The sequence below is a fragment of the Prochlorococcus marinus genome (assembly GCF_001180245.1).
Taxonomy (GTDB): Bacteria; Cyanobacteriota; Cyanobacteriia; order PCC-6307; family Cyanobiaceae; genus Prochlorococcus_A; species Prochlorococcus_A marinus_F.
The window spans coordinates 14,869-28,948 of sequence record NZ_CVSV01000134.1 but is presented as its reverse complement, the minus strand read 5'-3'; the positions used below and the strand labels follow the sequence as shown (position 1 = coordinate 28,948).

General features: G+C 29.2%; 13 protein-coding genes. 7 read left to right on the top strand and 6 right to left on the bottom strand.

Annotated elements, in window-relative coordinates; all coding sequences use genetic code 11:
- The 5 genes from AMO19_RS08215 to AMO19_RS08195 all read left to right on the top strand — a co-directional run.
- On the top strand, positions 1–2,010 hold a 2,010-nt coding region (locus AMO19_RS08215; RefSeq protein ID WP_306452423.1), incomplete at its 5' end, for a 3'-5' exonuclease.
- Between the two features lies 1 nt (position 2,011).
- A complete protein-coding gene (locus AMO19_RS08210) occupies positions 2,012–3,715 on the top strand; it encodes an AAA family ATPase (RefSeq protein WP_075508086.1) in 1,704 nt (567 codons plus the stop codon).
- A gap of 138 nt (positions 3,716–3,853) precedes the next feature.
- A complete protein-coding gene (locus AMO19_RS08205; protein WP_075508085.1) occupies positions 3,854–5,635 on the top strand; it encodes a DEAD/DEAH box helicase in 1,782 nt (593 codons plus the stop codon).
- A gap of 147 nt (positions 5,636–5,782) precedes the next feature.
- A complete protein-coding gene (locus AMO19_RS08815; RefSeq protein ID WP_257008991.1) occupies positions 5,783–5,938 on the top strand; it encodes a hypothetical protein in 156 nt (51 codons plus the stop codon).
- A 10-nt stretch (positions 5,939–5,948) separates the two neighbouring features.
- Positions 5,949–7,721 (top strand): ABC transporter ATP-binding protein, encoded by a 1,773-nt coding sequence (locus AMO19_RS08195; RefSeq protein ID WP_075508083.1) that lies wholly within the window; start codon positions 5,949–5,951, stop codon positions 7,719–7,721.
- Between the two features lie 15 nt (positions 7,722–7,736).
- Here AMO19_RS08195 and psbP read toward each other — a convergent pair whose 3' ends face one another.
- Positions 7,737–8,294: a photosystem II reaction center PsbP gene (gene psbP / locus AMO19_RS08190; RefSeq protein WP_075508082.1), complete on the bottom strand. Its 558-nt coding sequence runs from the start codon at positions 8,292–8,294 to the stop codon at positions 7,737–7,739.
- 103 nt (positions 8,295–8,397) lie between these two features.
- Here psbP and recR point away from each other — a divergent pair, with 103 nt between their 5' ends.
- Both recR and lipA read left to right on the top strand, forming a co-directional pair.
- Complete coding sequence (gene recR, locus AMO19_RS08185) at positions 8,398–8,997, top strand: recombination mediator RecR (RefSeq protein ID WP_075508081.1); 600 nt, start codon at positions 8,398–8,400, stop codon at positions 8,995–8,997.
- A gap of 3 nt (positions 8,998–9,000) precedes the next feature.
- Positions 9,001–9,900 carry a lipoyl synthase gene (gene lipA, locus AMO19_RS08180; RefSeq protein WP_075508080.1) on the top strand — a complete coding sequence of 300 codons (900 nt, stop codon included), beginning with the start codon at positions 9,001–9,003 and terminating at the stop codon, positions 9,898–9,900.
- Here lipA and AMO19_RS08175 read toward each other — a convergent pair.
- From AMO19_RS08175 to cdaA, 5 genes are read right to left on the bottom strand one after another with little or no spacing between them, the layout of a single operon-like run.
- Entirely contained in the window at positions 9,897–10,397 is a 501-nt protein-coding gene (locus tag AMO19_RS08175) for a hypothetical protein (protein ID WP_075508079.1), read from the bottom strand. The genes lipA and AMO19_RS08175 overlap by 4 nt on opposite strands.
- 11 nt (positions 10,398–10,408) lie before the next feature.
- Positions 10,409–11,341, bottom strand: a complete 933-nt coding sequence (trhO, locus tag AMO19_RS08170; RefSeq protein WP_075508078.1) for an oxygen-dependent tRNA uridine(34) hydroxylase TrhO — start codon at positions 11,339–11,341, stop codon at positions 10,409–10,411.
- Positions 11,338–12,345 (bottom strand): biotin synthase BioB, encoded by a 1,008-nt coding sequence (gene bioB / locus AMO19_RS08165; protein ID WP_075508088.1) that lies wholly within the window; start codon positions 12,343–12,345, stop codon positions 11,338–11,340. Before bioB ends, trhO begins: the two co-directional genes overlap by 4 nt.
- Before the next feature lie 5 nt (positions 12,346–12,350).
- Positions 12,351–13,154: an isoprenyl transferase gene (locus AMO19_RS08160; protein WP_075508077.1), complete on the bottom strand. Its 804-nt coding sequence runs from the start codon at positions 13,152–13,154 to the stop codon at positions 12,351–12,353.
- Between the two features lie 3 nt (positions 13,155–13,157).
- The gene (gene cdaA, locus AMO19_RS08155; protein ID WP_075508076.1) at positions 13,158–14,066 is read right to left on the bottom strand and encodes a diadenylate cyclase CdaA; all 909 of its coding nucleotides are present in this window, start codon (positions 14,064–14,066) and stop codon (positions 13,158–13,160) included.
- Between the last annotated feature and the right edge of the window lie 14 nt (positions 14,067–14,080).

Sequence of the window (14,080 nt, the reverse complement as noted above, 5' to 3'; positions counted from 1 at the left end):
TTTATTTTAAATCATAAAGAAATTGATATTAATAAAATTGCGATTCTTACATTAAATAATTCGCAATGCTTAGATTTAAAAAACAAATTAAATCAATTTAACCTCCCATGCAAAATTCAAAATAAACAAAATATTTTTGATACGGAAGCAAGTTCCCTATTATTTGTATTAATTGACTGTTTATTAAATCCTAGGGGTTTAAAAAATATAACTTTGCTTGCCGCTTCAAAGTTTATAGAAATTAAATCAGAAGAATTATTGGATGATGGAATTAGTAATAATTTAGAAATTCTAATTAATAAATGCATTACTTGGTCCAAGGAACTAAGAGAAAAAGGTTTTTTAAGTATTGTTAATGAACTTCTTATAAATTACAAGTCACCCTCGATTATTCAAGATTCAGATTTAAATTCAAATTTATTTCAACTTTCAGAAATTGTTGAAATAGAATTAATTTGTAATGATTTTAATCTCAATAAAGTTTTTAACTGGTATAAAAATCAGTTAGATCATTCTTTAAGAAGTTGTACTGGAGAAGATTTTTTGACGAAAGATTATAATCTTCAAAATGGAATAAATCTTTCTACCATTCATAGTAGTAAGGGTTTAGAGTTTGACATGGTTTTATGTCCATATCTCTCAATTATTTCTAATAACTCAAATAGAATTAAAGGTCCTATTTGGAAATCAAATATTAATAAAAGTATATACATTAATATTTCTAATTATTACGCGAATGTTGAAAAGTTTAAGTTAATAGAAAAAGAAGATTTATTTAAAGAGTCTGAGAGGTTAATTTATGTAGCACTTACAAGGAGCAAATATAAACTTATAGTTTTTAATAATTTGGAGGATACGAATAATATTTTAAATAATGATTTACTTAATAATTTGGATAATATTAATATTTATAAATCTACTTTTGAAGATAGTTTAGAAAAAGAGAAAATTAAAGAAATTTTCGATAAGTTCCAAATAAACCGATTTAATAATAATCTTTGGAAAATCGATAACTTTAATAAAAAAATTATTAAAGAATTTAATGCTGATCAATTCATTTCTTATTCAAGTTATTCTTCTTGGATACGTAAAGATAAAAATATTAATGCAGTCATTAATCAATATAAGGATTATGAAGATAATATATCAATTATCAAAAATTCTAATTTTAAGAATTCAAAGAATTATCCTAATTATTTTTCTTATCCAAATCCCTTAAGTGAATTTCCAAAAGGAAATATTGCAGGAACTTGCTTGCACAAAATAATTGAAAGATTTGAATTTAGAAACGATAATAATCAAGAATTAATTGATTTAATTTTTGAGGAATTGAACTTTCATCAAATCGATACTTCTTTAGCCTTTAAAGTAAAAGATGCAATTTTAAGAATTATAAATATATCTTTAGGGAGTGAATTACAAAATAAAAAACTAGTTGATATTCCAAATGAATACTTACTTAAGGAAGTTAAATATGATTTAACATTATCTTATGAAGGTAGAAATATAAATTCTTACGATATATCAAAATGCTTTCTTTTAGATCAGCAGTATGAATTTGGTAAAGAGTATGCAGATAAAATAAATGATCTTCAAATCATGAATAAAGGCTTTCATTCAGGATGTATTGATTGTATTTTCCCTGTAGGTAATACATTAGAAGATAGTAAATGGTGGGTAATTGATTGGAAAAGTAATTTGATTTCTGGAAGTGATAATAGCGATTGTTTACCAAGAAACTATAACTATAAAAATATGAAAGATGAAATGATTAAACATCATTATCCCTTGCAATCTCATCTTTATTTATTAGCATTGCATAGATTATTAAAGTGGCGACTTAAAAATTATCAACCTCATAAAAATCTAGGAGGATATATTTATTTGTTTTTAAAGGGATTACCAGATCATGAATTATTTGAAAAATCTAATACTCAAGAAATTTCTCCAGGTGTTTTTATTAGTAATGCACCTTTAAATAGAATTAATTATTTGGATAACCTTTTTTAGGATGACTAACAAAAAAAATAATATTGAAAAGTTCCAATATGATCATATATTTAATTTAATCTTAGGTATTTTCAAATTCAATGAAAAAAAATATGGTAATTTCGTAAAAGATATAATAAGAATTTTATTAGAGTTTGAAAAAAATGGTGAAACTATTATTGATGTAGATAATAGTTTAATAATCTTTGAAATATTAGAAGATGGCTGGCCAAATAAACATCTAGATATCTTAAAAAATATAGGCTTGATAGGATTCCTTAATTCTCCATTTATCTTAGAAGATAGAAAACTATCCCTTGCAAAATGGTCAAGAAAGACAGAAAGAGTTATTAATTCATTTCTAGATAAAATAGATACCAATAATTTAAAGAATACGATAATTCATAAAGATGATAATGAAATTGATCAAATTAAAAAAATATTTAAATATTCAAACTTAGTTTTCCTTCAAGGAGGACCAGGTACAGGAAAAACCACTTTAATAATAAACTTAATACTAGAACTCCTTCTAACTGATAAATTTTTAAATATAGGTTTGTCTGCTCCAACAGGTAAAGCTACAGCTCGTCTAAAAGAAGCTCTTAATGATAAAAAAAATATTTCCTTTAGCAAATTTCTAGACCAAATAGAATTTCAAACTTTACATAGATGGATTTTAAATTCTCAAAATAAATCTCTTAAGTTGAAATTTAAACTAAAAGAGCTTGATATTTTTATAATTGATGAAATGTCAATGGTTAATATTGATTTGATTGAATCAGTTTTAAGTTTACTAGCAAAGGACTGTAAAATTATTTTAGTTGGAGATAAAAATCAATTGTCTCCAGTAAATAGCTGTTCAATCTGGAATTATTTGTTTGACTATAGTAAAAATAGTTCAATTAAATCTTGTATAGTAAATTTAGAAAAAACTTATAGAAATTCAGGAGATATAGCATTAATTAGTAGTTTAATATTTAATCATGATTGTTCTTTACTTAATCAAAAGATAAAAGAATTAGAAAAAGATAATAATTCAAAAGAAGTTACTATTTTAAAAAGTAGAGAAAAAGATATTCCAAAAGATCTATTTTTTTCGATTACAAGTCATCTCAATAAATTAAATTTATCAACTTCAAATTTAAGTAAAAAAAAATATATATTTGATGAGGGTATTGATAATTTATTACTTAATGAAAAAGATTTAGTAGACAAGATATTTCTGGATTTACAAAGTCATTTAATTTTATGTGAAAAGAATTCTGGAATATGGAGTGTTGAATATTTGAATGAAATTGTTTTTGGTCAAAAAAAACCTTACGACCTTAAAACTCTTAGTGAGGGCGTTCCCATCATGTGTACAAAAAATAATCATGAACTAGGTTTATCTAACGGGGATATTGGAGTACTTATAGGGTTAAAAAATAAAAGAAAATATCTTTTTAGAAAATTTAATGATAATAACCAAGAAATTGTTGTATTAATTGATCCATCTAATTTAGAAAATGTTGTGCCAGCAATAGCTATTACTATTCATAAATCTCAAGGAAGTGAAGCTGAAAAAGTAAGTATTTTGTGGTCCCAAAAATATATAAGAGATCAATATTCTGTAAAAGAACAAATAGATAGTGCAAATATCTTTTGTAGAGATAATTTTGAAAGAAGGTTATTTTATACTGCTGTTACGAGAGCTAAAAAATTTTTAGATATATACTATTTAAATTAAATTTTATTTTTGACAAATTAGTGAGATCTTAACCCCAAGATGTTAGATTAATAATACGGCTCTGTATGGCTAGTCAACAATTAATGTTAATTTAGAAATTTGTTGAATGCCTAATCAGAAGATTATTAGGCATTCAAAATGGCTTTAAAAAAAGATAGTAAATCTCTTGATAGTGATAATGAAAAATCTCGGAATGAAGATTCTCCCCTGCTTGATTTAAAAAACTTAGAGAACAAAAAAGAAATTGAATATCAACCATTGGAAGAATCCAAAGGAAATGATAATGACAGTGGATTTCTTGAGTTTGGTTTTAATCAATCGATCTTAAATTCGTTAAGAAATAAAGGATATAAAAATCCAACTCCCATCCAAAAAGCTGCAATTCCGGAACTAATGCTAGGCAGAGATTTACTAGGCCAAGCACAAACAGGAACTGGAAAGACGGCAGCTTTCGCATTGCCATTAATAGAAAAACTTACAGGTAATAAAGAAATAAATGCCAAGGTTTTAGTTATGACTCCTACAAGAGAATTAGCAACTCAAGTGGCAGAATCTTTTAAAAGTTATAGTTCTGAATCCAGTAATTTTAAGACGGTTGCAATTTATGGAGGTACCGACTATCGAAATCAAATTTCAGCATTGAGAAGAAAAGTTGATGTAGTAGTTGGGACCCCTGGCCGAATAATGGATCATATAAGGCAGGGAACTTTTCAAATAAAAGACATAAGTTGTCTTGTTTTAGATGAGGCAGATGAAATGTTAAATATGGGTTTTCTTGAAGATATTGAATGGATAATAGATCAACTTCCGGAAAATAAGCAGATGGTATTATTTTCGGCAACAATGCCCAGTGAGATAAGAAACATAGCAAAAAAATATCTAAATGATCCCGCCGAAATATTAATAAAAAGTGTCAAAAAAGAAACCCAATTAATTTCGCAAAAATTTCTATATGTTCAAAGGCATCATAAGTTAGATGCTTTAAAAAGAATATTAGAACTTAATAACGAGGGAGTAATAATTTTTGTGAGGACAAAACTACTTACTACTTCAATAGCTGAAGCGTTAGAGAATTCAGGTCATACTGTGGCTGTACTTAATGGAGATATCCCTCAAAACCAAAGAGAAAATACTGTAGATAGGTTAAAAAAAGGATTTATTAATATCCTTGTTGCTACTGATGTCGCAGCTAGAGGCTTAGATGTTGAGAGGATAAAACTTGTTGTTAATTATGATTTTCCTTTTGACAAGGAAACATATACTCACAGAATTGGAAGAACTGGAAGGGCAGGCAGATCAGGAGAAGCAATTTTATTTGTTAATCAAAGAGAAAAACATTTTCTAAGAAACTTAGAAAACTCAACAAGAACTAAGATTGAAGAAATTAATATACCAAGTAATAAAATAATAAATGAAAAAAGGATGGAGAAACTTATAGATAATGTTAATGATAGTTCTTTAGCTAAAGATGAAAATGAAGAAAATAAAGCTTTGATTATTGATGTACTAGATAATTTAAAAGAAAAATACTCTATGGATGACTCAAATATTGCAATGGCGGCGATTAATTTAGTAATAGGTAATAAATCATTTTTTGTTAATGAAGATGATTCTTGGATTCATAAACAAAATAATACTGATCGAAGTAGATCAAATAGAAATATCAATAATCGTATGAGAAATTCAAATAGAAGAAATAATTATCAAAATGATTCTTTTGAAACCTATAAATTTAACTTTGGTAAATTTGATGGAGTTAGAGTTGCAAATATTATATCCTCAATCTGCAATTCAACAAATATAAATGGTAGATCCATAGGTAAGATACAGATTTTTAATGATTACAGTTTGGTAGATTTACCCAAAGATCTGCATAGAGAAACTAAAAATAAATTAAAAAAAATTAAAGTCAGAAACTAGGAGCAGAGAATGAAAGCTAGCAAATATAAATTCTTTATTTTTGTGAATCTGATAATCCTATTTAATTCTTTTAATAGTTGTTATTTAGCTCAAACGAAACAAAATTCAATCATAAAATTATTTTGTCTTCAGAGTGTCAAAGAGGAGATGTTGAAAGCAGAAATGGAATATAGTGAAGAAATTGCGACTGAAACTTGTAATTGTTACTACGAAGAATTTACACAAACTGCAAGTCACCAAAATGCAAAATCAAAATGTAAATTAGAAACTAAAGAAAATTTAAATCATAATAGAAAAATTTAATTGTTAATTTATGAGGTCCAAGAACAATCAAAATCCAATAATTAGACTTTATTTAAATCTGATTGAAGAAAGAAGGTTACTATTTTTTGCTTTTCTTAGTTCCATAATTAATAAAATATTAGATTTAGCTCCCCCTGTAATAATTGGTCTTGCTGTTGATATTGTTGTAAAGGAACAGAATTCATGGATTGCTGGTTTTGGGATTAAAGAAGTTCCAGCACAGTTGATTTTTCTTGCATTTGCTTCAGGACTAGTTTGGTCTGGTGAATCTTTCTTTGAATATTTATATTCGGTTTTATGGAGAAATTTGGCTCAGCTATCTCAACATAAATTAAGAATAAAAGCTTATGAGCATATCCAGGAATTAGATATGGATTTTTTTGAAAATGATAATACTGGAAGGCTATTATCTATTTTGAATGATGATATAAATCAACTCGAAAGATTTCTAGACCAAGGGGCTAATCAGATTATTCAGTTATTTATAACTGTATTAATAATTGGGGGCACTATGATTTTTGTTGCTCCAAAAATTGCTTTATTTGCTTTCTTTCCTATTCCAATAATATTTTTAGGATCAATTAAATTTCAAAGGAAGCTTGCTCCAAAATACAGAGATGTTAGAAATAAAGCTGGATTGTTGGCATCAAGACTCAATAATAATTTAAGTGGAATTCTAACTATAAAAAGTTTTACTAAAGAAAAATGGGAACTAAATAGATTAAATAAAGAAAGTCTCGAATATCAAAGAAGTAATAAGGCTGCGATAAAATTATCTTCTGCTTTTATCCCTCTTATAAGATTTGCAATCTTATTTGCTTTTATAGCAATTCTATTAATTGGAGGTTTCCAAACTTGGAATAAGACACTTGATGTAGGAACTTATAGTTTTTTAGTGTTTATTACGCAAAGACTATTATGGCCTTTAACTACTTTGGGGCACGTTTTAGATGATTTTCAGAGATCTATGGCTTCTATAGATAGAGTAATTGATCTTATAGATACTCCTATAAAAATAAAAGATGGAAAAGTAAAAATTGAACCTACAGATATCAAAGGAGAAATTATTTTTAATAATGTAAATTTTAATTATCCTGGACGAGATTTAACTTTAAAAAACATAAATTTCAAAATTGAAAATAACTCAACATTAGGAATTGTTGGATTAACAGGTTCTGGGAAAAGTACAATAATAAAATTACTTCTTAGGATTTATGATAGTAACAACGGGTCAATAACATTGGATGGCTTTTCTATTAAAGAAATAAATTTGAGGGATTTAAGAAAGTGTATTTCTTTAGTAAGTCAAGAAACTTATTTATTTCATGGCAGTGTACAAGAAAATATTGCTTATGGTTCAATTAACCCAAGTCTTAAAGATATCATTAAAGCTTCAAAGATTTCGGAAGCTCATAAATTTATTGAACAATTACCAGATGGTTATAAAACTATAGTGGGGGAAAGGGGCCAAAGGCTCTCAGGCGGGCAACGTCAAAGAATTGCCTTAGCGAGAGCTGTTTTAAAGGATGCTCCAATATTAATACTGGATGAAGCTACAGCCTCAGTTGATAATGAAACAGAAGCTTTAATTCAAAAATCATTATCTAAAATCACTAAAGAAAGAACAACAATAGTAATAGCTCATAGATTAAGTACTATAAAAAATGCGGATAATATTGTTGTTATTGATAAAGGTAAAATAGTTGAAAGCGGAAAACATGAAAAACTATTAGATCAGAACAAAATATATGCTGATTTATGGAATGTTCAAGTAGGAATCTAGTGTGGAATTTCTAAACTATATTAAAAAGTTAAATGATTCAATTACATTACTAAACATGCCGTCAACTTTATTCCATCTCTCTTCATTTGTTCCCACTGCGAAAGTGTAAAGTGTTCCTCTATCAATTACGACAGTAGCTAATTCGTGCCTAGCCTGCTCATTTAAATTTAATTCATACTCTAAATCATAGAAAATATGATTGGAGGCCACCCTCTTATTGGCATTTATAAGTTTTACCTCTCTACCTGAACCTTCGGGAGCAATGACTTTATCAATTAATGTTTGACCTACTTCACTTGGGCTTCCTAATTGCTCTAATTGAACCTCTTTATTTAAATCAGAAATAACTAAACTTAAGGTTTCATTACTATTTATTAGATCATGATAAATAATTTCAGGTCCTCCATCGACTTTTACTCTAGTCCATCCTGTTGGATACAAAAAGGCATATCTTCCATCTGGACTTTGATAAGCTTCTAATCCTGCATTTAGTCCTCCACTACAAGCACTCAGTGTTAAACACAAAAAAATCAAAAATAAATATCTGAAAGGGTTAAATTTAATATTTTTCATTTTGTTTTAAATTACTAACTAAAAACATAATAAGACATTAAAAGCAAACAATTATGGCAATTCAGAATTTTGCGTCTAAATTATCCCTAGAAATAGTTTAATTTTGATTACTTATACCAAACCGCTTTCAAAATTAATTGGTCATTTTGAGAAATTCCCAGGGATTGGTCCAAGAACAGCGCAACGATTAGCCCTGTTTATTTTAAAACAACCTGAAAGTACAATAAGAGATTTTTCAAAGGCTCTGTTAGAAGCACATAGTAATGTTGGTCGTTGCAAAAAATGTTTCAATTTGACTTCAGAAGACGAATGTGAAATTTGTAAAAATTCTGAAAGAAATCAAAAACTAATCTGTGTAGTAGCAGAAACTAAAGATTTGCTTGCTTTGGAGCGGGCCAGAGAATTTAAAGGTGTTTACCATGTTATTGGTGGCTTAATATCTCCAATGGATTCTGTTGGCCCTGAACTCTTAGAAATAAGAAGCTTGGTAGAAAGAGTTAGTAAGTCTGAAATAGATGAGATCATATTGGCATTGACCCCCAGTGTGGAGGGAGATACAACAAGTCTTTATATTGGAAAATTGTTAGCCCCTTTTACTAAAGTTACGAGGATTGCATATGGCCTCCCAATGGGCAGTGAACTTGAATATGTGGATGAAGTTACACTCGCTAGGGCGTTAGAAGGAAGAACAAAATTAAATTAGAAAATGAGAGACAATAATTCCATTAAGAAAGAAAAAATCTTAAGACTTCCCCCTTGGATTAAATTTCCTATTAGTAAAGCTTCAGAATTCGAAAAAATACAAACACTCATCAAAAAATCAAATATTCATACTATTTGTGAAGAAGCAAGATGTCCAAATAGAGCAGAATGTTATGCCTCAGGAACAGCCACTTTCTTACTGGGTGGATCGATATGCTCTCGTTCATGTGCTTTTTGTCAGGTCAATAAAGGTAGACCTAGTTCTATTAATTTTGATGAATGTACTCAAGTCGCTGAAGCAGTGAAAGTACTTAATTTGAAATATGTTGTTTTGACATCTGTAGCTAGAGACGATCTCCCTGATCATGGTGCGAATTTATTTATATCTACAATTGATGAGATTAGAAAAATTGACTCAACAATTAAAATAGAGGTTTTAACTCCTGATTTATGGGGTGGGGGAAAAAATTTTGATGAAACTAATAACCTTCAGACTGAGAGATTGAAGATCATTTTAGAAAGAGATCCAATTTGCTTTAATCATAATCTTGAAACTGTTGAAAGACTGCAAAAAGAAGTTAGGAGGGGTGCAAATTATAAAAAATCCATCAGTTTACTAAAAAAGTCAAAAGATATTGCTCCTCATATTCAAACTAAATCAGGAATTATGTTAGGTCTTGGGGAAACATTGGATGAAATAAAAAATACAATTTATGATCTTAAAAAAATAGATTGTGATCAAATTACAATTGGCCAATATTTAAGGCCCTCATTCAATCATTTGGCTGTTAAGAAATATTGGGATCCATCAGAGTTTGAATATCTATATCGCTTCTCTAAGGAATTAGGATTCAAAAAAGTATCTTCTGGCCCTTTAGTTAGAAGTAGTTATCATGCGGGTTAATTTTCTTTAATTAAAGAGAGTTTCTTTTCAAGTTTTTTCAATATGGAAATACATTCCCCGTTCATGAGTGTACCTGCACCTCCCCAAACCAATCTTAATAGAAGATCTACTGGGCTAGAACCAACTTCTTTTGCAATTTTGAATCCTATTAACTTGAAATATCTTACAAGTTTTTTACTATATCCTTCACTATCAAAAATAGCTAAAAGTCTTACTTTGTTGCTTGATTTTTTTTCAATTGCCCAAGCCATAGTTGTTGCCCATATTAATTCCGAAACGAAAGCAGGAGCTTTACTAAGGATTCTTAATGTATCAAGCTGAATACCTTGTTTATTTAAATAAGTCCAGCCTTTCATTTCGGCCCAAATTTTAATTATGTTATCTTTCTGTTCTGCTATAACTATTCTAAAGAAACATAATCCGAGAGTTTCTCTAACTTGAATTTTAATTAATAATCCCTTAGTAAATGCTAATTTTTCTAACTCTTCAACTTTCATGATTTTGAAAATTAGTCTTTATAGATTTTATGATTTTCCACTTTTAATCTATCGATTTGTTTTTGTCTTTCTTCAAACCTTTTCCTATCATCATCACTGAATTGGTCTATGCAAAAATGACATTGGATACCTTTTCTATATTCTTTTCTTTCTTGATCTTGAATTGAAACTGGCATTCCACATGCATGACAAATCGAATAGGAGCCTTTTTCTAATTCTTGATTTAAAGCAACTCTTTTATCAAAAACATAACATTCACCTTCAAATAAGTTTTTTTCTTTTGGTATATCATTTAGGTATTGAAGGATGCCCCCTTTTAGGTGATAAATATTTTTATAACCTTTCTTTTTCAGCAAACTAGTAGCTTTTTCACATCTTATTCCTCCAGTGCAAAACATTGCTATATTTGTAGATTTTTTATTTTCTAGATGGGTATTTAAATGGTCATCCACCCACTTGGGGAATTCACTAAAGTTTCTCGTATTTGGATTTATAGAGTTCTGAAATGTACCTATAGAAACCTCATAATGATTTCTAGTATCAATGACAATTGTATTATGATTTTTAATTAACTTATTCCATTCATTTGAATTAATATAGGTCCCATTATTTTCTGAAGGATTTATTTGAGGGACACCCATGGTAACTATTTCTTTCTTGATTTTTATTTTTAATTTTTTGAAGACTTTGTTTTTTGAGAAGTTGACCTTAATATTCAAATATCTATTATCTGTATATTTATTTATTAAATTAATAACAATATCAATTACATTTTTCTCAGCACAAATAGTTCCATTAATGCCCTCACTTGCAAAAATTAATAAGCCTGAAAGATCGTTTTCATTTTCGACTTCTAATAGTTTATTTTTTAGATCAAGAATTAAGTCTTCTTGAAATGGGAAGAAAGAGTAAAGAGAAACAACTTTATAATTTTTGCCTTTCATAAAGAAGATAATGTTTTTTCACGAGTTTCAAAATCTTTGTTAAATGATACTCCTACCTCTTTAAGAAGTTTTCTGTCTGATTGAAAAGATGGATTTGAAGTTGTAAGTAACTCATCTCCATAAAATATCGAATTTGCCCCACATTGAAAACATATAATTTGAGCTTCTTTTGAAAGCTTTTCTCGCCCTGCACTTAATCTTATTTTACTTTTAGGCATAAGAATTCTTGCGGTAGCAATCATCCTTATAATTTCAATAGAATCAACATCTTGGCTATCTTCTAAACCAGTACCTTCAATAGCTACTAATGAATTTATAGGAACACTTTCAGGGTGTGGATTCATGTTTGAAAGCACTTCCAAAAGAGATGCTCTATCCCCATTCGTTTCACCCAAACCTATTATCCCTCCACAACAAACATTTATTCCTGCATTTCTTACTCTTTTGATAGTATCTAATCTGTCTTGATAAGTTCTAGTCGTAATAATATTTTTATAATGCTCAGGACTAGTATCAAGATTGTGGTTATACGCAGTCAAACCTGCATCAGCTAGTCTGGAAGCCTGTTCTTCTGTGAGCATCCCAGCAGTAACGCATGCTTCCATCCCTAAATCTCTTACACCGCTAACCATATCTAACATTGCATTAAAAGATTTCCCATCTCTAATTTCTCTCCATGCCCAACCCATACAAAACCTATCTGCACCCTCATTTTTTGCTATTTGAGCTCTTGCTAAAACCTCTTCAACTTGAAATTGTGGATGACTTTTGATTTCGCTAGCACTATAAATTGATTGGCTACAGTACGAACAGTTTTCCTCACATCCACCAGTTTTTACGCTGAACAATGATGCTAATTGAACGTCATATTTGTTAAATTTCCTGTGAACGGTTTGTGATTCCCACATTAAATCAATAAGAGGCTTATTAAGTATTTCCAATATCTCCTCTTTATTCCAATCGAACCTAATTTCTTTTAATAAATGATTATTCGAATTAGCCATTTTCATTAGGAAGAATATTGAGAATCTTCAAAAGATCCATTTGGTAATGATTCTATACCGCCGAAACGTCTATTTCTTGATTGGTAATCAATTATTGCTTTAAGAAATTCATGCTCATTGAACTCTGGCCAAAGTACGTCAGATATATAAATTTCTGAATATGCTAATTGCCATAATAAAAAATTACTAATCCTTTTTTCTCCACTAGTTCTTATTAGTAATTCTGGATCCTTAATCCCTCCAGTTAATAGCTCTGAATTAAATAATTCTTCATTAATTTCACTTGGTTTTATTTCTCCAGCAGAAGATTTTAATGCAAGTTCTTTTGCAACTTTTACTATTTCTTGTCTACCTCCATAATTAACACAAACATTGAATAAAAATTTATTGTTGTTTTTAGTGAGTGATTCTGAACTAGAGATTATTTCTTTTAGATTTTTTGGGAAAGGTGTTAAATCTCCAATGAATTTTATTTTTGTTGAATCTTCATGTATCTCTTGAATTTCGTTTTTTAAAACTTCGCTAAAAAGATTTATAAGAAAATCAACTTCTTTTGTTGGTCTTGACCAATTCTCAGTTGAAAAAGCATAAACAGTAATTACTTTACAACCTAAATTTTTAGCAGCTTTGAGAATTTTTTTTAATACACTAACGCCTTGTTTATGTCCAAATGATCGGGGTAAACCTTTTCTACTGGCCCATCTCCCATTGCCGTCCATAATTATTGCTACATGTTTGGGCAATTTTTGCTTATCTATTTTCATTAATAAATCACTAATTTTATCTTCTATTACTTTTTCTACACTCATTAGTTAATCCTTTTTGTTGATAAAAATTTCTGATTTTTCTGACTCTTTTTTACTAATATCACTGATGATATTATCACTTGAGTCTGTCTTTTGGGATAAGACATTTTTACTTAAAGTTGCTTTATTTGCTCCCATAGAGTTTTGATTACCAATCAATTTTGCAAGAAGTTCTTGTAACCTGCTGCTCGTTATTGGCCTTTCGAGTTTGCCTTGGCTTGCTAATGATAACGTACCTGTTTCTTCAGAAACAACAATACAAATACATCTGTCAAATCTTTCTGTAATGCCTAATGCTGCTAAATGTCTTGTGCCGTATCTACTTATCCCTTGTCTTGAGAGAGGAAGTATTACGCCAGCAGAAATTATTTTATTCCCTTTCACAAGAACTGCTCCATCATGTAAGGGCGTATCTGTTGCAAAAAGATTTATTAAAAGGTCAGTTGATAATTGTGCCTCAATATTGGTCCCTGAATATAAAAAATCTTCAGGTCTTAAATCACTCCCCAAATCTACAACGATTAAAGCGCCTCTTCTATTTTGAGAGAGTTTACCTGCAGTATCAACTAACTGAGTGATGGTAGTTGAAGTTGCTCTAAATTCCTTTGGTGGATTCCCAAGTAATACTGCTAGCCTCCCAGTGCCAAGTAGTTCCATTAATCTTCTTAACTCTCCTTGCCAAAGGATCGCTAATGAAAGAGAGCAAGCGAGTACTACAGCATCAATTAATTTTGATGTTAGTGGTAAGTATGCATATCTTTGAATAAACCATGCGGATGATACTAAAAACAAATATCCTCTTAGAAGCCATAATGTCCTTTGTTCTTTTACTCTAGAGAATAATAAAAGCCCGAAACCAACAGCAAATAAGACATCTAATAAAAGCTTTAAATTTATAATTCCCCAGAAATTCACACTAAAAACAGAAT

Bases quoted from the DNA above. Each gene is read 5' to 3' on its own strand.
- AMO19_RS08210 (WP_075508086.1), top strand. From the start codon at position 2,012: ATGACTAACAAAAAAAATAATATTGAAAAGTTCCAATATGATCATATA.
- AMO19_RS08205 (WP_075508085.1), top strand. From the start codon at position 3,854: ATGGCTTTAAAAAAAGATAGTAAATCTCTTGATAGTGATAATGAAAAA.
- AMO19_RS08815 (WP_257008991.1), top strand. From the start codon at position 5,783: ATGTTGAAAGCAGAAATGGAATATAGTGAAGAAATTGCGACTGAAACT.
- AMO19_RS08195 (WP_075508083.1), top strand. From the start codon at position 5,949: ATGAGGTCCAAGAACAATCAAAATCCAATAATTAGACTTTATTTAAAT.
- psbP (WP_075508082.1), bottom strand. From the start codon at position 8,294: ATGAAAAATATTAAATTTAACCCTTTCAGATATTTATTTTTGATTTTT.
- lipA (WP_075508080.1), top strand. From the start codon at position 9,001: ATGAGAGACAATAATTCCATTAAGAAAGAAAAAATCTTAAGACTTCCC.
- AMO19_RS08175 (WP_075508079.1), bottom strand. From the start codon at position 10,397: ATGAAAGTTGAAGAGTTAGAAAAATTAGCATTTACTAAGGGATTATTA.
- trhO (WP_075508078.1), bottom strand. From the start codon at position 11,341: ATGAAAGGCAAAAATTATAAAGTTGTTTCTCTTTACTCTTTCTTCCCA.
- bioB (WP_075508088.1), bottom strand. From the start codon at position 12,345: ATGGCTAATTCGAATAATCATTTATTAAAAGAAATTAGGTTCGATTGG.
- AMO19_RS08160 (WP_075508077.1), bottom strand. From the start codon at position 13,154: ATGAGTGTAGAAAAAGTAATAGAAGATAAAATTAGTGATTTATTAATG.